The following is a 24231-nucleotide window of genomic DNA, read 5'->3' as shown; positions in this document are numbered from 1 at the left end:
CGTTTCGCAAACACTGCAAATACGGCATGGCTGTTTTGTCAGTACCCTGCGTACGGGAAAACACGAATGGGGTTTAGTGTGCCTTCTCTAGTGGGGCCTCGATAAACTACTACAATAAGTAAAAAAAGCGGTGGCCCATTGGGGCCCCTTCGCCAACCACAAGGAGAGACAAAATGGCCGGAAAGAAAAAGCCCATGAAAGGCGCCGTAGACAGCGCGCAACAACTGTGGACAGCTGGAGTGGGCGCCATATCCAAAGCGCAGGAAGAAAGTAACCGTGTTTTGGAAAGCCTGGTAAAAGAAGGCCAAGACATACAGGAGCGGACCGTGAAATTTGCAGATCAAAAGGTGGTCGAAGTGACAGGCAAAGTCAGTAAATTGGCGGGGTCTGTGTCCAGCAAGGCCACCCAGCACTGGGATAAGCTAGAACAGGTTTTTGAGGAACGAGTTGCCCGAGCGTTGGGTCGGCTGGGTGTCCCTACGAACAAAGACGTTCAGCAACTGTCGGAGCGCATCGATCAACTTTCAGCGGCGATTGCAGAGTTGACTGGCAAAAAGCCTGAAGCCAAATCAGCTCCAGTCAAGCGCACTACAACACGCGCCAAAAAATCAGCTGAATAATTGAAACTATCAAGGTCAAGGCCAACGGCGGTCTTGACTCGCACACCTTTGGGCTGGAGTTTACGACCCGCATGAACAAACAAAACTCTGGTCCAAAAATAGGGCTGGCTTTGGCTGGCGGCGGCCCTTTGGGTGCCATTTATGAAATTGGTGCTCTGGTTGCATTGTCAGAGGCAATTGATGGCCTCGACCTTAACGACATGAGTGTGTATGTGGGCGTTTCTGCGGGTGGCATCGTCGCCACCGGACTGGCGCATGATTTAACCCCACATCAAATTTACCGTTTGTTTATCGAAGGCGAACCCGAAGAATTTGCCTTTGAGCCTTCAATTCTTCTGCGCCCGGCGTGGAAAGAATACTGGATGCGCCTTCGCAAGGTTCCCAGTTTGCTCGGCACCGCAATTTCAGATTATTTTTTACGCGACGACGCTACTTGGGTCAGCTGTATTGAACGCCTGGGCGCAGCCATTCCAACCGGGCTGTTCAACGGCGATGAACTGCATGAGTGGATGGCCGACCTGATCGCCAAGGGCGGCGGCACGAACGACTTTCGCAGCCTTCGCAACCGGCTTATTCTGGTGGCCACGGATCTGGATTCAGGCGACTCCATTCCTTTTGGCATGCCGGGGTTCGATGATGTCCCGATTTCCAAAGCAGTGCAGGCTTCAGCCTCACTTCCAGGCCTATTCCCGCCGACTCGAATCGCAAACCGCCATTATGTGGACGGTGCGTTGAAAAAAACACTGCACGCTTCCACCGCCTTGAAAGAAGGCGTGGAACTACTGATTTGCTTGAATCCGCTGGTGCCTTACGACGACCGATTGAACCCGAAGAACCACCGTCGCCGCACCAAAGGCAAAGCTTTTCAACCAGGTTCACGCTTGTACGAAGGTGGCTTGCCACTGGTGTTGTCACAAACCTTCCGTTCAATCATTCATTCACGCATGGACATTGGCATGGAACGCTATGGCCACCAATACCCGAATGCGGATATTGTGTTGTTCGAACCGCAACACGGCGATGGCGAATTTTTCTTCACCAACCCGTTCAGTTATGCCAGCCGCCGTCGGCTTTGCGAACATGCGTACCAGCGCACGCGCGAAGAACTTTGGGCACGGCGCTATGACTTGTCCGAGAAATTTTCCAGGCATGGCCTTGAGCTAAACCTTGAAATTTTGAAAGACCCAAGCATGCAATTGGCCAACAAAGTGGCCAAAAAACCGGCGCGTGCGGGCTCTATGGTGTCGAAATTCGACCAGCTTGAAGACTCTCTTAATGAGCTGGATCGCTACCTTCGAATTGCAAAAACAAGAAATGCTGCCTGATTGGCGCTGTTTCAGTCCTTTTACTGCGTAAGCAGTCCCCCAAATGCGTGATAAAACAACGTAGACTAACTAAAATTAAAAAACCAAGAACAGACTTGCTGCATGAAGTCTTATGTTCAATCAGGACTTTGGCCAGACAGGAGACGACCCGAAGATGGAACGCAAGCCTCCAAGAAGAACAAGAGAACGAATCCTTGATTTGTCGCTGCGGCTTTTCAATGAATTTGGAGAGCCAAACATTACGACCACGGTGATTGCTGATGAAATGAATATCAGCCCCGGTAATTTGTATTATCACTTCCGAAATAAAGACGACATTGTCAACAGCATTTTTGCGAGCTTCGAGAAAGAAATTGACGGCTTGCTGGATGTACCTGGCAACCGCCAAGCCAATATTGAAGACGCATGGCTTTACCTGCAAGTGTCGTTCGAACTGATTTGGCGCTATCGCTTTCTATACCGTGACTTGAACGATTTGCTGTCACGCAACCGCACACTTGAGATACATTTCAAACGTATCCTGAAACACAAAGTGGATGTGGCGCGTCGTTTGTGTCAGGGTTTGGTAGAGTCGGGCGACATGATGGCTTCGCAAGCACAAATCAACGCCTTGGCCACAAACATGGTCGTGGTGGCCACCTACTGGCTTTCATTTGAATACGTGAGAGACCCCCGCCATTTCAATGATGAGGCCACCATGAGTGCAGCCCTGGCCAATGGCGTTTATCAGGTGATGTGCCTGCTGGCCCCCTACCTTCAGGGCAACGCGAAAGAACTTTTCGAAAGCTTGGCGCAATCTTTTATTACTGACGAAAACACATAACAAGACTTAGGAGAATTTATGAGCGACCTGAAAGCCCGTTTTGAAAAAGCGGTGGCTGAATCTAAATCACTGCCAGCCCGCCCAGACAATCAAACGCTGCTGAAAATTTATGCACTGTTCAAGCAAGCCAGTGAAGGAGACAACACCGGCAAGCGCCCAGGCTTTACCGACATTGTTGGTCGCGCCAAATACGACGCATGGAAAGGCCTTGAAGGCACTAGCAATGAGCAAGCGATGCAAAACTACATCGACTTGATTGAATCGCTGAAATAAGCTGAATTTCGATGAAAAGCCGGCCGTTCGATTCAATTCGTATGGCCGGTTTTTTTATTTCTGTCTGAAAAAGTCGCTTAGTTGGGTGGGCTCTGCGGGTACTGCGTCCATTTTGGCGGCCACATGCACACACACTGTGCGACACAACTCCACCACTGTGGGCTCTTTCACCTGATACAAAACCAGCGTGCCTTCCTTGCGGCGCTGCAAAACCCCTGCCCTGTACATCAAGTTCAAGTGGCGTGAAATATTGGATTGGGTGGAATCGACCTCGTCAACAATGTCGTTGACAGACTTTTCACCGTTACACAAAGCGTGAATAATCTTAAGCCGGGTCGGCTCGGAAAGCACAGCAAAGTAGCCGGAAACTTGTTCCAACAGGGTATCCAGTTCGCTCATTGCATGACCGTAGTATTTGTGTATTGTTAAGATTGTACCCCCGTTTGCCAACGGGGGAAAAAATCAATGATTTGCCAGCAGTAGTCCGGCATGCTCGCGCATAGGGTGGAACTCAATGGTCTCCCAACGTTTCTGCATCACATCCAGATCAAAACGAGAGGTGGCCAGAAATGCGTTGGTGTCGGATGCATCTGTAACCATGCGACCCACATTTGCCTCCATGAAGCGGCGCAAATCGTTTGCATTTTTACTGGTGACCCAACGCGCGCAGCTGTAGCGGCTAGGAGCCAAACGCACTTCTACACCATACTCTCCCTTCAGGCGTGCTTGCACCACTTCAAACTGCAACTGGCCAATTGCACCCAACAACATTTCAGAACCCACCACCGGCTTGAACACTTGAATCGCGCCCTCTTGCCCCAGTTCCATCAAACCCTTTTGCAGCTGTTTGCTGCGCATCGGGTCTTTCAGTTCAACGGCGGCAAACATTTCCGGTGCGAAAAATGGCAAACCTGTGAATTGCAAACCTTCGCCTTCACTCAGGGAATCGCCCAGCTGTAGGCCGCCATGGGTGGTCAAACCAATAATGTCGCCAGCGTAGGCTTCATCAACGCGATCGCGGCGCTGCGAGAGGAACGTCACTACGCTGGTGGGCCTGAAGTCTTTGCCGGTGCGCAGCACCTTGAATTTCATGCCATGTTCAAACCGGCCAGAGAGCACACGAACAAACGCAATTCGGTCGCGGTGCGATGGGTCCATATTGGCCTGAATCTTGAACACAACGCCGCTGAACTTGCTTTCAGTGGGCGCCACTTCTCGCTCAACGGCCTTGCGTGGGCCGGGGGGTGGAGCAATGTCCACCAAAGCATCCAGTACTTCCTGCACGCCAAAGTTATTTACTGCAGAACCAAAAAACATGGGGGTTAGCTTGCCCGCCAAAAATTCTTTTTCATCAAAACTTGGCGCAGCGCCTGTTACCAGCTCAATTTCCTGCTCAGCCTGCTTGAACTCTGCACCGAAGCGGGACCTTAATAGTTCCCGGTTGTCACCATGAATTACCTCGTCGTCTTCACGACGACGGTCGGCCCCGGGAGTAAACACGCGCATGTGGTTCTTTCGAATGTCGAAAATACCGTGAAACAACTTGCCCTGCCCCACTGGCCATGCAAAGGGAACACACGGGATGCCTAAGGTGCTTTCGATTTCATCCATCAGTTCAAGCGGATCGCGCACTTCGCGGTCCATCTTGTTCACGAAGGTAATAATAGGAGTATTGCGGGCACGGCAAACCTCGATCAAACGCAAGGTTTGGGGTTCTACACCGTTGGCCGCGTCGATCACCATCAAGGCAGCATCTACAGCAGTCAGCACCCGGTAAGTGTCTTCAGAAAAATCTTTGTGACCAGGGGTATCAAGCAGATTAATGACCTGGTCGCGATATTCCATCTGCATCACCGAGCTGGCCACAGAGATACCACGCTGCTTTTCAATTTCCATCCAGTCCGAAGTGGCATGTCGCGTCGCTTTACGCGCTTTCACGCTTCCTGCAATTTGAATTGCACCCGCAAACAACAGCAGTTTCTCAGTCAGCGTTGTTTTACCGGCATCGGGGTGGGAAATAATTGCGAACGTTCGACGACGCTTAACTTCAGATTCGATAGACACAGCAGCCCTTGTGGCGCAAAAGTCGTGATTCTACACGGCTCGAGCCGTAAATTCACTCCCCTCTCGATTGATATCGATTAGCGAAACTCTTTTGTCAGGCAAACCCGGATGCGGACATCCCGTATTGCCCTAAATACCGATAGATAAGACAGTAACGAGGTGTTTTCCAACACCAAAGTCTTTTAATTTAAGAATGATATAAAACACCAAGCCCAAAACCCAAAGGGCACGGTGCCATCAAAAACATAGGGGATACGAATGAAATCAATTCTGGCAAAGTCAGCGGTGGCAATCAGCTTGGCAGCTTTCGCCATGGGCGCAGCCCATGCAGACAAATCCAAGTGGCCTAAAAGTTTCACCGTAGGCACGGCCTCCCAAGGCGGCACTTACTACGCCTATGGCGCTGGCTGGGCCAACCTGGTAGCTGAAACTGTTGGCATTACCGGCGGTGCGGAGGTTACCGGCGGCCCCACGCAAAACCTGGCGCTTGTTCACACAGGCAAGCTTGCATTCGGCATGACTACCATGGGCCCTGCCCGCGAAGCGCTAGACGGCAAAAGCCCATTGGCTCCCGGTTTGAAGATGAACAAGGTTTGCGCCATGTTCCCCATGTACGAAACACCATTTTCAGTCACAGTACTGTCTTCAAGCGGTATCAAGTCGATCAAAGACATTCCAGCCGGCTCGAAAATTGGTTTCGGCCCAGCAGGTTCAACTTCTGATGTGTACTTCCCGAAAATGCTTGAAACTCTGGGCGTGAAATTTGAGCGCCGCAACGGCGGCTGGGGCGACCTGGGTGGTCAATTGCAAGACGGCTTGATTGATGTGGTGGCCTTTGCCGCCGGTGTGCCCATTCCTGCTGTTACACAGCTGGAAGTGCAAACCGACATCAATATTCTTGAGTTCAATGAAGCTGAGCAAAAGAAAATTATTGATGCTTACCCCGTGTCTGCATTCCCAATCAAAGCAAGCACCTACAAAACCTTGAAGAATGATGCACGTGCCGTGTCCATGTGGAACTACGCGATTGCGAACTGTGACCTGCCGGAAAGCTTTGTTTACGAAGCCACCAAGGCAGTACTGGACAACAATGCAAAAATGATGAACATCCACAAAGGTGCCCGCACCACATTGACCGAGAACTGGGACAAGAACACATTAATCCCGTTCCACCCAGGTGCAGTGAAGTACTTCGAAGAAAAAGGCATCAAGATTCCAGCGAATCTGAAGCTGAAGTAATACAGTTTCGATCAACCTGATCGAATAGACGCCGGGCCCTGCAAAGGGTTCGGCGTTTTACAACAATCAATTCCCCTTTCACTTTTAATCGGTTTCATCATGACCACACCATCTAGCGCAGCTCGAACCGCAGAAGAGGACCGTCTTATCGCCCAAGGCGTTGATGACGAACCACTTGCGAATAACCAGCGCACATTTACCCAAAAAGCAGCATTGTTTGTTTCTGTGATTTCAGCGATCTACGCCTTTTGGCATGTTTTTACGCTAAACGTTGCGCCAGTTGAAACATGGGCTTTCCGCATTCTTCACGTGGCAGGCGCGCTGGTAATTGGTTTCATTGCCTATGGTTCCAGCAGCACCGACCACCCGGCTAGAGGAAACCAGAATCTGATTAAAATACTGGCAGCACTTTTGACGCTGCCAGTTCTGTATTCGCTCTACATCGTCTTTGAGATGAGCCAAATTATCGCCCGCGGCGAAATGATTACGCCGGAAATGGAAGTGAATCAATTCGGCATTCCATTGGCAATTGGCGCATTGACGGCAATCCTCGCCTCCATGTTCTTGCGCCCGGCCGGCAACAAATTCAATTGGCTGGATGCAACCCTGGTGTTGGCCGTTATCGCCAGCACTGCCTATCTAATGGTGCACCTGGACGGCACTGCCATGCGCATGCGCGCCGGCACTCCGTTCGCTTCACCGGGTAATGCATGGGCCGCCATGGTGGGTATCGCCTTAATTCTGGAACTGACACGCCGCGTTGCAGGTACAGCCCTGGTCATTATTTCGGTGATCTTTGTGATTTATTCGTTTGTTGGGCCTTATTTACCTGGCTTTTTAACGCACGACGGTTTCGATTTCAGTCGATTCTTCTCGTACATGTACACCGATGCAGGCGTGTTGGGTGCAACCACGGCAGTGTCGTCCACCTACATTATTTTGTTCATCGTGTTTGCGGCATTTTTACAGGCCTCTAAAGTGGGCGATTACTTTGTTAACTTCGCTTTTGCAGCTGCGGGCCGCTCACGGGGCGGACCGGCGAAAGTGGCCGTGTTTGCATCTGGCCTAATGGGCATGATCAACGGCACCAGCGCAGGCAATGTGGTGGCCACTGGCTCACTGACCATTCCTTTAATGAAAAAGGTGGGCTATAGCGGCAAAACCGCTGGTGCGATTGAAGCTGCTGCGTCTACGGGTGGGCAAATCATGCCGCCCATCATGGGCGCAGGCGCATTCATCATGGCTGAAATTACGGGTATTCCTTACTCCGACATTGCGATTGCGGCCATCATTCCAGCGGTACTCTATTTCCTGTCAACCTACCTGATGGTCGACTTCGAGGCAGCCAAACTCGGCATGCGCGGCATGCGCTCAGATGAACTGCCGCAGTTTTCAAAAATGGTGAGGCAGGTGTACTTGTTCATCCCTATCATCATTTTGATTGTGGCTCTGTTTATGGGCTACTCCGTCATCCGTGCGGGTACTTTGGCCACTGCCGCAGCAGCAGTGGTTAGCTGGCTCACTCCATTCAAAATGGGACCAAAAAGCATTTTCAAAGCCTTTGATCTGGCTGGTGTGATGTCTATCCAGATCATAACCGTGTGTGCATGCGCTGGCATTATCGTCGGTGTGATCGCGCTGACCGGTGTAGGTGCACGCTTCTCGTCCATTCTTCTGGACATTGCGGAAAACTCACAGTTAATCGCTTTGTTCTTCGCAATGTGCATTGCCATTTTGCTGGGTATGGGCATGCCCACCACAGCGGCCTATGCAGTTGCCGCTTCAGTTGTGGCACCGGGTCTGATCGAACTTGGCATTCAGCCCTTGGTCGCACACTTCTTTGTGTTTTACTTCGCCGTAATCTCGGCCATCACGCCGCCTGTTGCATTGGCAGCCTATGCGGCTGCTGGAATTTCTGGGGCCAATCCCATGGCCACATCGTTCACATCATTCAAGATCGGTTTGACCGCGTTTATCGTCCCTTTCATGTTTTTCTACAACGCTGCGTTGCTTATGGAAGGTGAATGGTTCGTCATCCTGCGTGCATTCGTAACAGCCTGCATTGGTGTGTTCTTCCTGGCCTCTGCAATCCAGGGTTGGTTCTGGGGGGCACATGCCAACTGGGTAGTGCGCGGGGTTCTGCTGATCGCCGCGCTGTGCATGATTGAAGGCGGTTTGTACACTGACATTGCCGGCGCAGTTTTGGCTGGAATCGCCATTGTTCTTAATAAGTTCTTTAAAGGAAAACCCGCACCTGAACCCATGGTTCAATCGCGCGGAATGGACTAAAACTGCAACATCCTGAGGCTTTTACACCAATTTTTAGTGTAGAGCCTCAGGTTCAAACCCTTTCATTGCGTAATCGATTTCCCTATAGTGCGAAGTGTCACGAAATTTGACTACCCGCTACCCCAAGGAGATCTCACATGTACGCATTCGAAAAAACAGCAGAGCTGCTGACCAAAACCAACACTGAACTGAAAAACCAGCACCAAGCCGCTGCCAAAGCTTTGAACAGCTTGGTACAAACGCAGTTTGGCCTGTTGTCTCAAGGTCTGGGCAACGCTTTCACAGCCGCTGAAAAACTGCCTTTGGCCGACAAGCCCGTAGTTGTGAATGCCCGTACCGAGATCAAGCAAGGTCTGGAAAAAGTAGTGGGCGTAAGCCAGGTTTACACACAGAAAGGCGTTGAGCTGTTTGAAGTTCAACTACCAGTTGTAATCGACAAAGGTTTTTCGTACGCAGCTTTGGCCTTGTCACAAGCTGAATCGTTGACCGAAAACGCCATCACCATGGGTGTTAGCGCTTTGGAACAAGCCAAGAAAAACGAAACCTTGAAGCCTGCGATTGAACAAGCTGAGCAAATTGCTGCCCAGTTGTTCGAGAAAATCGGTGTGAAAGGCGAAGCCGGCGTTAAGAAAGCTGCAAAGAAGCCAGTTGCCAAGAAAGCCGCTGCACCACGTGCCAAGCGTGCTGCTGCAACGCCAAAAGCTTCTGTATGAATGGGCATGGCCCAGCTTGAGCTTGGCTTTGACTGAAAAAACCCTCGACAAATCGTCGAGGGTTTTTTATTTGTAGTTCAGCACAGCCACAAAATCAACGCATAACAAAAGCTTGCGCCTAGAATTCCCACGATCCATTCGCGTTTTGCTTCCATTTCGCCCAAAGCCTGAACACCTTGGTTTTTGTAATTAAAATCGTCCATATTCATGCTCCAAGCGCGCAATCCACGCGCATATGTTGATGAATGGATTAAACGTCAGAAACGTTGATTCGTCTGTCCCACAATGGGGGCCACCTTATACGGCTACCCCCAGGGGATGACATTTTAAAGGTCAATCATGTCCATTAGTGCAGCCACCTCCTTCGCAATTTTCTCAGCAGGCGTGTTTCTACTTACCGGTCTTTTCAGCGGCTTGTGGAAATTCATTCAGATGTGGCGCAGCCCCCAAGGCCTTGCCCACCCTTATGTTGACATTGCCCACCGCGCCAGCCTGTTGTACGGATTCGCCTGTATCACGCTGGCTGCTTTGGCCCACTTCAGCGTATACAGCCCCCGCGGCAATTTAATCGCGATGGTCATCACCATTTTGTTTTTCGCCCTTGCCGTAATGGGTTACCTGCTACAAGCCGCGCTGAATGGCCCTGACAACCAATTGCGCCAGCCCCACAAGCTGGGAAAGCATCCAATGCCTCGAGCAGGGCTGATGGCATTTATGGTGGCACTGATACTGTGTGAAGTAGGGGGAACGCTCTATTTGTTTTTAGGCGCAGTGCAGAACCCTTTGATTCAATTTTGGTCATAAACAGTGAAACAAGCCGACTCGACATTTTCACGACCATGAAAAACATCCGCTCATTGATCGCCGTGTGTAGCCTTTCACTATTCGGCTTGAGTGCCTGCAGCACAACCAAGGGCGAGGGCCAGTACAGCGCAAAAGCAAACTGGACCAGTTCTTTCCTAAGCCAGGTGGTGGGCGGGCAAACTGTGCCTGATGGTGTGAACAACTGGCAATGCAAGCCCGCCGAAGGGCAAAACCCAGTGGTGCTGATCCACGGCACATTTTCTTCAACCATGTATTCATTTGGTGCATTGGGCCCTGCCCTTGCCAACCAGGACTTGTGCGTTTATTCAATAGATTATGGTGCGGCTGACCCCAGCGATTGGTTCAAAGGTGTGGGAGCTGTGGATGAATCGGCCCAACGGATTGCAGATTTCATTGTGTCAGTTAAAACAGCAACTGGCCAAGACAAGGTCACCTTGGTGGGTCATTCACAGGGTGGACTTATTGGCTTCTATTATTTGAAAATGCTGGGCGGTTCACAGCATGTAGACCGATTTGTGGCGCTTGCACCTAGCGTGAATGGTACATCGATAGCCAAAACCCCAAATCGTGAACTCGTGGACTATTGTGTGGCATGCGCCGACCAACATCCCAGGTCAGCTTTGCTTCGAAAGTTGAAAGAAGGAAATATCACAGTGCCTGGCGTGCAATACAGCGTGCTTGTCACCAAAAACGACAAGGTTGTGTTGCCAGTTGAAAAGCAGTTTGTTGAAGAACCGGGAGTTCAAAACCTATACATTCAAGACCGTTTTCCTGGCAAAAGGGTGTCGCACAGTGGCATGCTGTACGACGAAGAGTCCCTTGGCTTGATATCCCAACTGGTGAAGGGCGAACAGGTAGAAACTGCCGCCAACAAGCCCTAATTGATGGAATAGTAGGTTTTTCGCTTCGTATCAAATTGGTACAGCGGGTCACTGAAGGCAGCTGGGTTCGCCCCATCTTTTTTAAGTTGTACTTTCTGGTACTTAAATGTGCCGGTTGTTTCAACAGCGTTCAACACGCGCACAAATTGAGGCACTGCATAAGTGGGTAGATTTGCGACCAACGCAGCAGCCAAGGCGTTCATGTCAAGATGATGGCCAGATTTAACAGCAACTGCGGCCATCCCTGCCCTTCCGTCGGCGCCGTCGATTTTTACGCCGTAAACCACCGCATGTTCCAGAAAAGGCAATTTGGCCAAGGCACCCTCTACCTCGGAAGTGGCCACATTTTCTCCCTTCCAGCGAAAGGTATCGCCCAACCGGTCCACAAATTGAATATGCTGCCAGCCTTGCCGGCGCACCAAGTCACCTGAATTAAACCAACAGTCGCCCTTTTTGAATACATTGCGCAGCAGCTTTCCCTCGTTGGCTTTTGGATCGGTATATCCGTCAAAAGGGCGCAATTCAGTAACCTCGCTGATCAGCAAACCTATTTCACCGCGCTCTACTGATTCACAATAACCTTGTCGATTCCGAACCACTTGCTCGGTGTCTGCATTGCATGCCACCACTTCAAATGGCAAAGGGCAAAAACCCACTGTTTCCTTCAAACCAAAGGCATTCATGAACCCAAGATTTGATTCACTGGCGCCATAAAACTCAAAAATGTGATGAATACCAAATCGGTCTTCAAAGTCATTCCATATTTCCGGTCGCAAACCATTGCCAAGAATTAAACGTATTTCGTGATTTTGATCACTCATGTGCTCGGGCTGGTTCATCAAATACCGAAGTAATTCGCCGATGTAGCAAAACGCCGTGGCCTTGTAATGAACGATCCGCTGCCAGAACTGGCTGGCGCTAAACTTCTCATCCAAAGCAAAACAGGCCCCTGAAGCCAACACTACCCCCAGCGACACGGTGAGGGCATTGTTGTGATACAGCGGTAAGCAACAATAAAATACGTCACTGCTATTCAAGCGCACCGCAGTGCTCATGCCCTGCGAGGCTTGAAGCCAGCGATAATGGCTCATTACCGACGCTTTGGGCAAGCCAGTAGTGCCCGAGGTAAAAATGTAGAAACACGGCGAACTGGCAGCAATTTGCGGTGTTTGCGCCAAGTTGTGAGAAGGCTGCGTGCACCAAGCACTTTTAAAATCGCTGACGCGAAGTGTGGCGCTTTCAGTTTCCAGTGAAAGAATTTCAACGCCGTCCAGCGCGCCAGGATACGAAGCAAGCATTTGGCTCACAATCTCAAGCCCTTGACTGCACGCCAGCAATAGCTTGGGTTTGACCAAACTCAAGCTGTGGGCCTGTACCTCACCCCGCTGATTGATATTCAGCATGGCTGCCACCGCTCCCAGTTTTGCGCATGCAATCACCGCCAACAAAGTATCCGCGTGGTTTGCCGATAACAAACCCACCGTGTCCCCTGCTTTCACACCCATGGCGAGCAGACCTCGCGCCATCTGGTTGCATATCAAATTGGCATGTTGATAGGTCCAGCTCTCAGTGCCGCTTTTTAAAAAAGTGCGTTTTGCGTACTTCCGTGCTGTCTCTTGAAACAGCAAACCCATCGATTTTCTGGCATGTGGGCGAAGCAAAGCCAGGCTGGCCAGTGAAGGAATGATTTGCGGTACATCCGGCAAATAGCCAATCGCGCCTTTCGCGATGTCAAACACTGAAACTCTTTTGCCTTGTGCTGTCATTTTGTGCCGCCTCCCGGGCTTTTTCTCATGTTTTTTTATACAGAAAAAGATACACTCAACGGGTCAACGAAACACGCGTGCACACCGTTTTTATCAATGTCATCACGATGCTCAGTTAAGTATTTCTCCATGCCAATAGCCAAAGTACGCCTTAATACTGTTCTTTGCCTGTTTGCGCTGCTGTCGGCTTTGCCGATTCAAGTCGCAAATGCGAAGAATTTTATCGGCTACACCGGCAAAGGATGGAACAGCGACTTCGGTGTATTGCGCGGGCAGTGTGAGGCCAAGCTGGTGCACAATGAAGCCATGAAAGGCACCGCGACTCAGCTGATGGCTTATGTGGAATCCAGCGAAGCATTCAGAACCATTTTCCCTGAATCTGAATTGGTCGACGCCGTTGCTGTGGATTCCCATTGTTTCGGTCACACCATGGAGCTGGTGCCTTCTGGCCAGGCGGTACGGTGGTTAAATCCAGTGAATGGAGTGGGTGTTTATCTGTCACCAGGTGCGAAATCCGATACATGCCGCACCTACCTTGGCGTCACCATCGTAAATGGAGAGAAGAAAAAATTTCGGGGAGAGATGTGCTCGCCCAGCAAAGGAATGTGGAAGGTTCAGCAGTAAAGTTCTGTTGAACGTGCTAAACCGCACCGCATCATCATGAATGCGCTGCACTTTTCAAGCGCTGCAATGTGTCTGCATGCCCCACGAACACCAACAGCAATTTGGCCCGTGTCATGGCCACAAAAAGCTTTCTGAAATCGGCTTCATTGAATTCTTCAAATGCAAGCTCGGTGACCACCACGGCCTGGGCTGATTGCCCCTTGAAACGATAAACCGATTCAGCATGCACATTGCCCTCAGTGAATATCTGGCTGCCATGCTCATCATACCGACCTGTAAAATGCCGCAGGCTGTGGGGCCCAAGGCTGGGTTGTGCCAGCACCTTTGATTTTTCATGACCACGCATGCTGAGCACCGCGATTTTGTCGCGTGTAAAACCATGGCGCAAACAGGCAGTGATTGCCTTGGCAGTTTGGCTTAGCAAGCCCTCGTCGTCGCTGTACTCAAAAAATTCCAGCGGCAAACCTTCCAGCGGGCATGCGGCTTCCACATCAAGGTTAAGCGGCGATTCGAACTTGAACTCATGCTGCACCAATTGCAAGGCCTGCACCACACGCTTTGGGTTTCGATAATTCATGGGCGTGTGCAAACTGACCCAGCCGGGCAAGCTAACCGCGGGTTTGGCATACAGGTTCTGGATCGGGTCTTCCAGCCACAACCAACGGGTACCAGAATGCGAACACCGCTGTAGTACGGGCAGCCAGCTTTGGTCAAAATCCTGACCTTCGTCCACCACGATTGAATCAAACACCCAACGCTTATCAAGGGAGGTGGCCAACACCTGTTCGGCCAAACGCCCAAACACGCCCGGTGCGGAATAATCCACCTCTTGGCCCGCATCCCTCAGCATTCGGTCGCACAGTGCGTGGAAATTAAATACCGCTGCGCCCATCAAGTTTGCGTCGCGAACCTGCTTCGCCATGTGCGACGAAAGCGGGCGGTTGTAACACACGTACAGCGTTCGGGCCTTCAATCGGTGGTTGCGTTGCAATTCACTGAAGGCCAGCTGCGATTTTCCGCTGCCTGCAGTGCCGGTAACTCGCAATCGAAAAGGCTCGAAACTAAGGCGCGCCACCCATTGCTCCAGACCATGTGAAAGTCGGGTGACCAAGGTTTCCGCAGCTTGCGACAAAGCCCCCACTTCAGGCACCAAATTTAACTCATTACACAGGAAAGAATGAATTGGTTTGGTGTCGGGGTGGCTGCTGAATAAATCTGTACTCAAGTCGATTGCTTGAATCAAGGCGGCCAATTCATTTTTGTGCCGCGCGTCAACTACGCGCTCTGCGTTCACGGTCAAACCGCTTGCGTCTGGCACGGTGAAATCGGGGCAATAAAAAATGGGTTCGATGCGCAAAGTGCCCTGGTGTTGCTGCTTGAATTTTTGACTCAGCAAGGCGCCCTGCTCGGCCAAGGCGTTGAATACGTCTTGCCGTTGCTCACCAAGCTGTTTGATCACGCGGCCCTGGTCCAGCTTCATCAAACCGGTTTTCATCAAAATGCTGTACACAATGCCACTGGGGCCCAGCACCAAAAATTGAATGCGCCCGGTTACAGTCAGCCCATGTTCAATGCGCGACCAATGAATGCCGTGGTAAACCGTGTAGTTTTCAGGCAGGTCGGCCTGCAACTGCAGCAACACATCGCGTTCCCGGGCCTGCGCACCGTCAAGTGCCATTTCACTGGTGTCTGTGGGGTAAACCTTGGCGGGCACGCTTTACACCTCTTTGAACTGCTGCTTTAACTCGGTGCCAGAATAACGATCCACACCAGCCTGAATACGAAAGCCCAACATGATTTTTCCGGTGGTGCAGTAAACCTGTTCACGCAACCACTCAATCACTTCTTTGCCCTCTGAAAAACCCACAGCTTCGAATTCCCACACGCGGTCGTCCGGGTTCCATCTAAAGCCCTTGGACTTTAAAAAGTCTTTCTTCTCGAAAGGCGCTTTCAGTGCGGCAATTTGAAAGATGGACTCATTTGCGCTGTCGAACAACACTTGAAACGGCATGCGTTGGGAAGTTTTCAAAGGCTGCGCCAGCACATGGGCCAAAGCATTGCAGTCTTCCACCGCCCGGTGCGCGCCGTGAAAATAGCCGCAATCCGACAACAAATATTCAAGCTTTCGACCCGAGTAGCTTTCCTGAGTCCAAGGCAGTTCGCGGAAGGTGCAGGCCCATATGGATTTGTTTAACCACGGAAACCGGCGCAACATGAAGGGTTTGTCGAAGGCGGCATTGTGGGCCACGAACAAAGCTGCCTTGTCACACAATTCTTTCAACGCATTTTCATCAAATCGCTGGCCTTTCACCATTTCATTGGTGATGCCATGAATGGCAGAATTCTCGGCGCTTATTGGTACTTTGGGCTCTTCAAGCCCACCAAAACTGCCCAGCACCGCGCCTATTTCACCGGTGTCCTGGTCTACCTCAAGCAGCAACGCGCCCACCTCAATCACTTCACTTGTGGCGTAATCAAGACCTGTGGTTTCCGTGTCCACCACCAGTACTTTCACCGGGCTGTTGATTTGCCCGCCAAAATTTTCCTGCATTTGTATGCGGCGCAGTATCTTGTAATTGCCGGTGCTTTCAAGCCACTGGGCGACTGTTTCCGGGTCAATGTTGTTATTCAATTCATTGCTGTTCAACACGTATTTCCTTTGTTTGGCCTTGTACCAGAATGGCCTGTTGGCGACTTACCTTCACATGCCAGCCCTGTTTCACTTCGCGAACGCCGCCTTTGTTAATGCGCAGTTGACGCGCCAACTCAATTAACTTCAACTTGCCGCAGCGCACACCCTGCCCCAACAACCAATGCCGAAGCATGGTTAACTGAAGCGATTCATCCAGTTCACGCCATGGAATCAGCTGCAATTCGCCCGCAGCTGAAACCACATGCGGCGCACAGGCCTCGGTGTGTAAATCTTCGTTTGAATAGTGTGCCTGAAAATGCTCGGCCAGTTGTAAAAGTGCCTTTGGGCTTTGCGGAAAGTGTTCTTCAAGCTTGGGCAGCAACGCATGCCGCACCCAGTTGCGGCGCAAGCTGGTGTCATCGTTACTGGGGTCTTCAATGTGTTCTAGCTTGTTTTGCTTTGCATATTCAAGCAAGCTTGTTTTGCTGCAGTTTAATAGCGGCCGGCCCAAAATAATTTCCGGGTGAAGGTGGCGGTCAACACCAACCGGGCCAATGGGGCGCATGCCGCCCACACCCCGTAAACCCGACCCGCGCAGCAATTGAAGCAACACAGTTTCCAGTTGGTCATCCAGATGGTGGGCACACAACAACACGGAGTGCCCTTGTGATTTCATCCAGTCGAACATGGCGCGGTAGCGCACCAAACGGGCTTGGCCTTCCAGCCCCAAGTCACCGGGCTCTACGTTCACACGCAAGGCAGTAAAGGGTACGCCCATTCGCTCGCACTGGGTTTTGCAATGCAATTCCCATTCATTGGCATGTTCTTGAATTTGGTGGTTTACGTGCAGCGCGTGAACGGGTACGCCCAGGGCATGCAGAGCATGCAGCAGCACCGTAGAATCCGCCCCACCGGAATACCCCACCACGAAACAGGCAGGCAACGGGGCGTGGTGTTTGACGTCGCTTAGAAAGGCTTCAAGCGACTGTTTCAATTACTTGTTCACCTTGAAATGGCCGTAGCTCATCAAGCGATCGTGGCGGGCATCCAGCAAAGTCTTCGGTTTGTACGAGACCAGCATATTCAATGCAGCCCGGATCGAGGTTTTCAGGTTATTCGCTGTTTGAGCATGGTCGCGATGCGCTCCGCCAAAACTTTCCTTCACGATTTCCTGAATCAAACCCAGTTCGCGCAAACGCTTCGCGGTAATGCCCAAAGCCGCTGCGGCATCGGATGCTCTCTCTGCACTGCGCCACAAGATGGATGCACAACCCTCTGGTGAAATCACGGAATAAGTTGCGTTTTCCATCATGATCACATGGTCGGCCACTGCCAACGCCAAAGCACCGCCTGAACCACCCTCACCAATAATGGCGCTTACGATGGGCACTTGAATTTGCGCCATTTCAATCAGATTACGGCCGATGGCCTCAGATTGACCACGTTCTTCAGCGTCAATGCCAGGGTAAGCGCCCGGGGTATCAACCAAAGTTACAATCGGAATGCCGAATTTCTCTGCGGTTTTCATCAGTCGCAAAGCCTTGCGATAGCCTTCGGGCCGCGGCATGCCGAAATTGCGCAAAGTTCGCTCTTTTACATCACGGCCTTTTTGGTGGCCAATCACCATCACGCTTTCGCCGTCCAAACGCGCCAAACCACCTACGATGGAAGGGTCGTCGGCAAAATGGCGATCGCCGTGTAACTCGTGAAAATCGGTGAATGCATGGGCAATGTAGTCGAGCGTGTAGGGGCGCTGGGGGTGGCGCGCCACTTGCGATACTTGCCAAGGGGTCAATTTGCTGTACAGGTCCTTGGTCAGCGTGTCGCTTTTGCCTTCTAGGCGCCGAATTTCTTCCGACAAATCCACGGCCGAGCCGTCTTGTACAAGTCTCAGCTCGTCTATTTTGCCTTTCAGTTCGGCAATCGGCGCTTCGAAATCCAGAAATGTTTGCTTCATGAGGCTCTCTTAGTAGTCCACAACGGCTGGGTCGAGGCTGCGCCACAAATACCACGCTGCCACAGTGCGCCAAGGTTGTAATTTTTCCCCGAATTGTAGTGCTTCTTTAGGCCCGATGGGCTCACCTTCGAAAAATTGACGCGAGATACCGCGTTGCACGCCGATGTCATCCACAGGCCAAACGTTGGGTCTGCGCAAACAAAACATCAGGAACATTTGTGCAGTCCATGGGCCTACACCTTTGATTTCACAAAGGTGTTTGATACAAGCATCGTCATTCATGCTCTCGAGCAACTCAAGTTTTAAGCCGCCAGTTTGTTCAAATTCACTCAAAGCACGCGCGTACGCAATTTTTTGTCTTGAAAGCCCGGCGGCTTTTAAGGTGTCATCAGGAAGGGCTAGTACAACATCACTGGCAATCCTGCCATTCAATGCATCCACCATACGTGCCCACACTGCTTCGGCGGCCTTCACGGAAATTTGCTGCCCGGTCAAAGACCTCAACATGGTCTCGAAAGGTGCGCCACGCGAACGAAGTGCCCGTTCCGGGTAGCGATTGACCAATTCCGCCCACACGGGGCTACGCAAAACAAGCGCCTCGCAAGCCTCTTGCCAGTAGGCCGGAGCTTGGACGTCATGATTCAACTTCAGGCCCGCCGCCATTCGGTTGCACCGCCGCGCTTGTCTTCCAACACCACGCCCAGGTCCAGCAACTGTTGGCGAATGGCATCGGCCTTGGAAAAATCGCGGTCCGCCTTGGCTTGCGTTCGCGCGTCGATCAGGGCTTGAATACCAATTTCGTCCAGTGCGCTGGCCTGTTCGCCTACCTCAGCCTTTTGAAATGCTTCAGCGGTACGACCCAGCAAACCCAAGACCTGCGCCAGTGCTTTCAAGCGTGCGGCCAATGCAGAGTCAGTGGTGCGGTTAACCTCGTTGGCCATTTCAAATAACACCGACACAGCAATTGGCGTGTTCATGTCGTCGTTCATGGCCTCGGCAAAACGGCCCTCAAACTCTTGACTCCAGTCAATCCGGCTTGCTGCCTGGGTATTGCCTACTGCCGTGTACAAACGGCCCAAAGCCGCTTTCGCATCCTGAACATGGCCTTCCGAATAAGTCAGCTGGCTGCGGTACTGAGCGCGCAGAATGAAAAAGCGCACCACTTCAGCGTCGTACACCTTCAATATGTCGCGAATCGTGAAGAAATTATTCAGCGATTTCGACATTTTTTCCGACTGCCCATTGTTTTCAACGCGCACGAAACCATTGTGCATCCAGTACTGGGCAAAGCTTTCGCCCGTCGCACCTACACTTTGCGCAATCTCGTTTTCATGGTGGGGAAACTGCAAGTCGGCCCCACCACCGTGAATATCGAAGGTGTTGCCCAGCAACTTGCAGCTCATGGCAGAACATTCAATGTGCCAACCAGGGCGGCCTGAGCCGAAATCGGAATCCCACTTTGCATCCGCAGGCTCATCAGCCTTGGCACTTTTCCACAACACAAAGTCGAGTGGGTCATTTTTGCTGCCAGAAACACCCACCCTTTCGCCTGCCCGCAGTTCATCGAGGCTTTTGCCCGAAAGGCGGCCATAATCCGGAAAGGCGCGCACTGCAAAGTTCACATCGCCCGAATCATCCCGATACGCCAGCCTTTTATTCATCAAGGTGTGGATCATTTCCTGCATTTCTGCCACATACTCGGTGGCACGTGGTTCATGGTCAGGGCGCTCAATGCCCAAGGCATCTGCGTCTTCATGCATGGCGGCAATAAAGCGGTCGGTCAACGAACGGATGCTTTCACCGTTCTCAACTGCGCGACGAATAATTTTGTCATCAATGTCGGTGATATTGCGCACATAGGTTACCGGGTAACCCGAGGCCCGAAGCCAGCGCTTTAACAAGTCGAAAACCACCATGACACGGGCATGACCCAAATGGCAGAAGTCATACACTGTCATGCCACACACGTACATTCGGATGTTCTGAGGATCAAGAGGCGAAAAAGCCTGCTTTTTCCTTAGAATTGAATTGTAAATTTGGAGAGACGATTTCATTGGGCTCAGAAAAAAAGCGGCCTTGGCCGGTCAAAACGGTACAATCTGAAACAGGATTCGACAGGAAACCCTGTTCAGAAGCCAACCCGCTCTGGGGCTTGCTACAATAGCGGTCGAGTATATCATTACGCATGATCGAGTTTTTCCCTACCAATCAGATGAAACGGGTAACCCCGCAAAGGCGCAACCGAATGCAGGACAAAAAAACAATCACGTCATCAATCAGTGGCAAATTTCAGAAAAGCAAATACGCGCTTCTGTTCGCACTGGCGGGCCTGGCCTTCGCCGGCGCACCCAGCCATGCAGACGAAGCGGATGAAGTATCCAAACTCATTCAAAGAAGCCAGTTTGAGCAGGCACAAGCGCGCGCTGACGCTTATTTGGCCAATCGCCCCAATGACGCGCAAATGCGCTTTTTGAAGGGTTTGATTTTGACTGAGCGCAACAAAACCGGTGAAGCCATCACTGTTTTCACAAAACTGACTGAAGACTTCCCCGAGTTGCCTGAACCCTACAACAACCTCGCTGTGCTGTACGCAGGCCGTGGTGAATACGAAAAAGCCCGTGAATCGCTTGAGATGGCGATTCGCACCCACCCCAGCTATGCCACTGCCCACGAAAACCTGGGCGATGTATACGCAAAATTGGCCAGTCAATCTTACGACAAAGCCTTACAGTTAGACGGCCGCAATTCAACCGCACAAACCAAGCTATCGCTTGTACGCAACTTGATCGCTGGTAAGCCTGAAGCTATCGCAGTGGCAGCGGTGGTTCCTGCACCCGTCACCCCGGCGCCCACCCCTAAGCCTGCACCAGTTGAAACAAAACCTGCTGCAGTTGAGCCCAAACCCGCCCCTGCGGTTACACCACCGCCCCCAGTGGTTGTGGCGCCACCAGTTGTTGCTGTTGCGCCAAGCAAACCTGCGCCAACACCTGCCCAACCAGCCATTACGGCCAGCCAGCCGGCTGAATCCAAGACCAATACAATTGGAATGGATCGCGACGTGCTGGCCGCAGTTGAAGCGTGGGCCAAGGCTTGGACTGACCAAAACATGGCGGGTTATCTCGGCGCTTACAGCAAAGACTTCGACACCCCAGGCAAGATGAGCCGAGCCAACTGGGAAAAAATGCGAGAGCAACGCATTGTGGGCAAGGAAACCATTCGCGTGGTCGTGGAAAATCCTTTGATTACCATCACTGGCAACCAGGCTGTCGTAAAATTCAAACAAAGTTACTTTTCCAACCGCTTGAACAATGTGTCAACCAAAACGCTGACCATGAAACAAGAGAATGGCACCTGGAAAATTACCACTGAACAGGTGGGCGGCTAAATGTTTTCAAGAAGTGGGCTTCGTGGGGTGTTTAAAGGGTTGCGTATTGTTGCACCCTTGGTGTTTTGGACATTCACCGCAGCCCCCTCCTTCGTAAAAGACCGCCCGGCGGATTCCTTCAATTTGGCTGCGTACAGCAGCCCGGCTGAAAGTTCCTCCAGTTCTTTGGCTAGCAAATTGTTCGAGCAGGCCTCTTACAAGCCAGTCATTGACACGGCAGTTGAGGAAATTTACACCGCACTTAGCAACCACGAGTTGAACAAAGCACTTGAGCTTTCAGATCGCTTGCTTGCGGAGTTCCCGAACTTCCATTTGGGGCACATGCTGCGTGGCGATATTTTGTCGCTTAAGGCGGGGCGACCACTTAAGAACATCGGCGACATGCCCAACGTTCCAAAAGGGAAGCAGGAGGACCTGGTTGAATTGCGTGAAGAGGCCATCGCCCGCTTCAAAGCGGTGAAAGACCGTCCTCAGCGCGACCTGTTACCCGCCGAGTTGGTGCAACTTCATGATGACCAGCGCTACGTTATTTTAGTGGACACCACACGCTCTCGCCTTTTTCTTTACGAAAATGCATTTCCGCAGCCCCGCCTGGTGACCGATTTTTATGTGTCTCAGGGAAAAATGGGCGCGGTAAAGGTACGCGAGGGCGACAAGCGCACGCCGATTGGCGTTTACACGATCACTGAATTGCTGCCCAAAGAGAAATTAACCGATTTTTACGGCCCGATTGCCCTGCCCATCGACTACCCCAACGCCTGGGACAAGCGCTTGGGCAAAACTGGCCATGGAATTTGGCTGCACGGCATGCCGAAAAATTATGTAAGCCGTCCACCCAAGGCAAGCGACGGCTGTGTGGTGTTGGCCAATGAAGACCTGTTGGCGCTGAAGCGTTTTGTTGACATCGGTAACACGCAGGTGGTGATCAGCGAGAAGCTGGACTTTGTGCCTGCTGATGTGTGGAAAAGCCACCGCAAGGCTGCACTGCGGATGGTCGACACCTGGAAAAAAGATTTGGAAAAAGGTTTTTCTAAAGGAATTTATCACTATGCAAGCAATGTGAAAATTGACGGACAAGGCTTGGTGGAATGGCAGCAAAGCAGCCAAATCGGCAGCAAATCATTCGGCAAGATCACGATTGATGACCTCACGGTAATGCGCTACCCCAGCGACAAGGACATGATGTTGATTTCCTTCAAACAGGAAGACAAGTTGTCAGGTGAAGTTCGTAAACAACAGTACTGGATGAAAGTCGGCACACGCTGGCAGATTGTGCAAGAAGACAGCTATAAACTTTAAAGGATTTGTCTGTGACTCAAAGCAAACGTGTTTTCCTCAAGTGGTCGATGTTCTCGGCGATTGCTGTTAGCATCGGTAATTCTTCAATCTCCTCTGCGTTTGCAAAAGCGAAAAAACGAACCATGGTTAAACTTAAAACTAATTTTGGCGACATCACAGTTGCGCTGGACGCCGAAAAAGCGCCTGCGACCGTTGCGAACTTTTTGGAATATGCAAAAAGCGGTTACTACGCCAACACAATTTTCCACCGTGTAATCAGTGGCTTTATGGTTCAAGGCGGCGGCTTCGAGCCTGGCATGAAACAAAAGCCAACCAAAGACCCGGTAAAAAACGAAGCAGACAATGGCTTGAAAAACGAGAAGTACACGCTTGCAATGGCGCGTACCAACGATCCCCATTCAGCCACTGCGCAGTTTTTCATCAACGTTGAAAACAACGAATTTTTGAACTTCAAAAGCCCTACCCCACAAGGCTGGGGATACTGTGTTTTTGGCAAGGTAACAGAAGGCCAAGACGTGGTGGACAAGATAGTGGCTGTGAAAACAGGCTCCAAAGGCTTCCACCAGGATGTGCCGGTTGAAGACGTTGTCATTCAAAGCGTAGAAGTTCTGTAAGTATTGTGTAATTCAAAAAAAGCCCTTTTTTAAAGGGCTTTTTTTATCACCTCATTTTTTAATCAGGTAACAAGTTGATTGAAATTCCGCAACACGGTGCCGCGTTCTTTGCATCAGATCTTCATCTGTCTGAACACACCCCACACACCCTCGATGCATTTGAAAACTGGCTGGCCAGCGTGTCGCAAGACGATGCATTGATTTTTCTGTTGGGCGACCTGTTTGAAGTTTGGTACGGCGACGATTACAGTGACGCCACCAGCAACAGGGTGGTTCAGGCTATACAAAGCGCTAAATCGGCAGGCGCCAAGGTGTATTTTATGCACGGCAACCGCGACTTTTTGATTGGCGAAACATTTGCAGAGGCTGCGGGCCTGGAAATTCTTCCTGATCCGGAGTTCTTGCTGGTCAAGCACCATGTGGTGCTGATTACGCATGGCGACCAACTGTGCACCGACGACAAGCCATACCAAAAATTCCGAACTCAAAGCCGTGACGAAAAATGGCAAGCAAATTTTTTGGCGCTACCGTTGGAAAAACGCATTGAAACAGCCAATTCAATTCGTACCGAAAGCAAAGCCCACAAGGCCAACAGCGCGCTCAGTATCATGGATGCAAATACGCAAACCGTGGCTGAATCATTCCAGGGCAAATGGCCCGATGGCTATTACATCGGCAAAAACGATGTAATTTTGCACGGGCACACGCACCGCTGCGCGATTCACCCAGACCTGAGCAGCAAAGCGCCAACCAAGCCTGAAAGTACGCAGGGCGAGCTCCTGAAAGGCTTGCGAATTGTGCTGCCCGACTGGAATTTCGACAACCCAGAAAAAAACCGCCCCAAAGGCGGTTTTTTGAAAATGCTGGCAACTGGCGAATACAGCCTGAATCTGTTCAGCTAA

At 51.3% G+C, this 24231-nt stretch carries 25 protein-coding genes; 14 read left to right on the top strand and 11 right to left on the bottom strand.

Features of this window, described 5'->3' with window-relative positions:
- Positions 1-173: 173 nt before the first annotated feature.
- The 4 genes from NSP04_RS08440 to NSP04_RS08425 all read left to right on the top strand — a co-directional run bounded on the left by NSP04_RS08440 (position 174) and on the right by NSP04_RS08425 (position 3041).
- Complete coding sequence (locus NSP04_RS08440; RefSeq protein ID WP_257511899.1) at positions 174-620, top strand: phasin family protein; 447 nt, start codon at positions 174-176, stop codon at positions 618-620.
- A 71-nt stretch (positions 621-691) separates the two neighbouring features.
- Positions 692-1945, top strand: a complete 1254-nt coding sequence (locus NSP04_RS08435) for a patatin-like phospholipase family protein (protein ID WP_257511898.1) — start codon at positions 692-694, stop codon at positions 1943-1945.
- A 154-nt stretch (positions 1946-2099) separates the two neighbouring features.
- Positions 2100-2768 (top strand): TetR/AcrR family transcriptional regulator, encoded by a 669-nt coding sequence (locus NSP04_RS08430; RefSeq protein ID WP_257511897.1) that lies wholly within the window; start codon positions 2100-2102, stop codon positions 2766-2768.
- An 18-nt stretch (positions 2769-2786) separates the two neighbouring features.
- Positions 2787-3041, top strand: a complete 255-nt coding sequence (locus NSP04_RS08425) for an acyl-CoA-binding protein (protein WP_257511896.1) — start codon at positions 2787-2789, stop codon at positions 3039-3041.
- A 54-nt stretch (positions 3042-3095) separates the two neighbouring features.
- Here the strand turns inward: NSP04_RS08425 and NSP04_RS08420 are convergent, their stop codons facing one another.
- The gene (locus NSP04_RS08420) at positions 3096-3440 is read right to left on the bottom strand and encodes an ArsR/SmtB family transcription factor (protein ID WP_257511895.1); all 345 of its coding nucleotides are present in this window, start codon (positions 3438-3440) and stop codon (positions 3096-3098) included.
- Positions 3441-3503: 63 nt separating this feature from the next.
- A complete protein-coding gene (locus tag NSP04_RS08415; RefSeq protein ID WP_257511894.1) occupies positions 3504-5105 on the bottom strand; it encodes a peptide chain release factor 3 in 1602 nt (533 codons plus the stop codon).
- Positions 5106-5363: 258 nt separating this feature from the next.
- Here NSP04_RS08415 and NSP04_RS08410 point away from each other — a divergent pair, with 258 nt between their 5' ends.
- The 3 genes from NSP04_RS08410 (at position 5364) to NSP04_RS08400 (ending at position 9346) form a co-directional block, all read left to right on the top strand.
- Entirely contained in the window at positions 5364-6344 is a 981-nt protein-coding gene (locus NSP04_RS08410) for a TAXI family TRAP transporter solute-binding subunit (protein ID WP_257511893.1), read from the top strand.
- A gap of 99 nt (positions 6345-6443) precedes the next feature.
- Positions 6444-8633 carry a TRAP transporter permease gene (locus NSP04_RS08405; RefSeq protein ID WP_257511892.1) on the top strand — a complete coding sequence of 730 codons (2190 nt, stop codon included), beginning with the start codon at positions 6444-6446 and terminating at the stop codon, positions 8631-8633.
- A gap of 137 nt (positions 8634-8770) precedes the next feature.
- Positions 8771-9346 (top strand): hypothetical protein, encoded by a 576-nt coding sequence (locus NSP04_RS08400; RefSeq protein ID WP_257511891.1) that lies wholly within the window; start codon positions 8771-8773, stop codon positions 9344-9346.
- 77 nt (positions 9347-9423) lie between these two features.
- Here NSP04_RS08400 and NSP04_RS08395 read toward each other — a convergent pair whose 3' ends face one another.
- Complete coding sequence (locus NSP04_RS08395) at positions 9424-9549, bottom strand: hypothetical protein (protein ID WP_257511890.1); 126 nt, start codon at positions 9547-9549, stop codon at positions 9424-9426.
- A 136-nt stretch (positions 9550-9685) separates the two neighbouring features.
- Between NSP04_RS08395 and NSP04_RS08390 the strand changes: the two genes are divergently transcribed.
- Entirely contained in the window at positions 9686-10150 is a 465-nt protein-coding gene (locus tag NSP04_RS08390) for a hypothetical protein (RefSeq protein WP_257511889.1), read from the top strand.
- Positions 10151-10185: 35 nt separating this feature from the next.
- The gene (locus tag NSP04_RS08385) at positions 10186-11052 is read left to right on the top strand and encodes an esterase/lipase family protein (RefSeq protein ID WP_257511888.1); all 867 of its coding nucleotides are present in this window, start codon (positions 10186-10188) and stop codon (positions 11050-11052) included.
- Here NSP04_RS08385 and NSP04_RS08380 read toward each other — a convergent pair.
- On the bottom strand, positions 11049-12818 hold the full coding sequence (locus NSP04_RS08380; protein ID WP_257511887.1) for a long-chain-acyl-CoA synthetase: 1770 nt from the start codon (positions 12816-12818) through the stop codon (positions 11049-11051). The genes NSP04_RS08385 and NSP04_RS08380 overlap by 4 nt on opposite strands.
- Before the next feature lie 129 nt (positions 12819-12947).
- Here NSP04_RS08380 and NSP04_RS08375 point away from each other — a divergent pair, with 129 nt between their 5' ends.
- The gene (locus NSP04_RS08375; protein ID WP_257511886.1) at positions 12948-13442 is read left to right on the top strand and encodes a hypothetical protein; all 495 of its coding nucleotides are present in this window, start codon (positions 12948-12950) and stop codon (positions 13440-13442) included.
- 34 nt (positions 13443-13476) lie between these two features.
- Here the strand turns inward: NSP04_RS08375 and NSP04_RS15035 are convergent, their stop codons facing one another.
- From NSP04_RS15035 to NSP04_RS08340, 7 genes are read right to left on the bottom strand one after another with little or no spacing between them, the layout of a single operon-like run.
- Positions 13477-15156, bottom strand: coding sequence for an ATP-binding domain-containing protein (locus NSP04_RS15035; protein ID WP_257511885.1), 1680 nt, complete (start codon positions 15154-15156; stop codon positions 13477-13479).
- A gap of 3 nt (positions 15157-15159) precedes the next feature.
- Entirely contained in the window at positions 15160-16089 is a 930-nt protein-coding gene (locus NSP04_RS08365; protein ID WP_257511884.1) for a 3'-5' exonuclease, read from the bottom strand.
- On the bottom strand, positions 16076-17068 hold the full coding sequence (gene tilS / locus NSP04_RS08360) for a tRNA lysidine(34) synthetase TilS (RefSeq protein WP_257511883.1): 993 nt from the start codon (positions 17066-17068) through the stop codon (positions 16076-16078). The genes NSP04_RS08365 and tilS overlap by 14 nt, the downstream gene beginning before the upstream one ends.
- Entirely contained in the window at positions 17069-18031 is a 963-nt protein-coding gene (locus tag NSP04_RS08355; protein ID WP_257511882.1) for an acetyl-CoA carboxylase carboxyltransferase subunit alpha, read from the bottom strand.
- Positions 18032-18040: 9 nt separating this feature from the next.
- The gene (locus NSP04_RS08350) at positions 18041-18676 is read right to left on the bottom strand and encodes a DNA-3-methyladenine glycosylase family protein (protein WP_257511881.1); all 636 of its coding nucleotides are present in this window, start codon (positions 18674-18676) and stop codon (positions 18041-18043) included.
- Positions 18677-18678: 2 nt separating this feature from the next.
- A complete protein-coding gene (gene cysS, locus NSP04_RS08345; protein ID WP_257511880.1) occupies positions 18679-20085 on the bottom strand; it encodes a cysteine--tRNA ligase in 1407 nt (468 codons plus the stop codon).
- Entirely contained in the window at positions 20021-20218 is a 198-nt protein-coding gene (locus NSP04_RS08340) for a hypothetical protein (RefSeq protein WP_257512289.1), read from the bottom strand. The genes cysS and NSP04_RS08340 overlap by 65 nt, the downstream gene beginning before the upstream one ends.
- Before the next feature lie 58 nt (positions 20219-20276).
- Here NSP04_RS08340 and NSP04_RS08335 point away from each other — a divergent pair, with 58 nt between their 5' ends.
- The 4 genes from NSP04_RS08335 to NSP04_RS08320 all read left to right on the top strand — a co-directional run bounded on the left by NSP04_RS08335 (position 20277) and on the right by NSP04_RS08320 (position 24231).
- Positions 20277-21416 carry a nuclear transport factor 2 family protein gene (locus NSP04_RS08335; protein ID WP_257511879.1) on the top strand — a complete coding sequence of 380 codons (1140 nt, stop codon included), beginning with the start codon at positions 20277-20279 and terminating at the stop codon, positions 21414-21416.
- On the top strand, positions 21417-22715 hold the full coding sequence (locus NSP04_RS08330) for a L,D-transpeptidase family protein (RefSeq protein ID WP_257511878.1): 1299 nt from the start codon (positions 21417-21419) through the stop codon (positions 22713-22715).
- A 122-nt stretch (positions 22716-22837) separates the two neighbouring features.
- On the top strand, positions 22838-23329 hold the full coding sequence (locus NSP04_RS08325; RefSeq protein ID WP_257511877.1) for a peptidylprolyl isomerase: 492 nt from the start codon (positions 22838-22840) through the stop codon (positions 23327-23329).
- 74 nt (positions 23330-23403) lie between these two features.
- Positions 23404-24231, top strand: a complete 828-nt coding sequence (locus tag NSP04_RS08320; RefSeq protein WP_257511876.1) for a UDP-2,3-diacylglucosamine diphosphatase — start codon at positions 23404-23406, stop codon at positions 24229-24231.

The sequence above is a fragment of the Limnobacter parvus genome, assembly GCF_024623725.1.
In the GTDB taxonomy this organism is placed as follows: domain Bacteria; phylum Pseudomonadota; class Gammaproteobacteria; order Burkholderiales; family Burkholderiaceae_B; genus Limnobacter; species Limnobacter parvus.
This window is presented reverse-complemented; position numbering and strand designations above follow the sequence as displayed.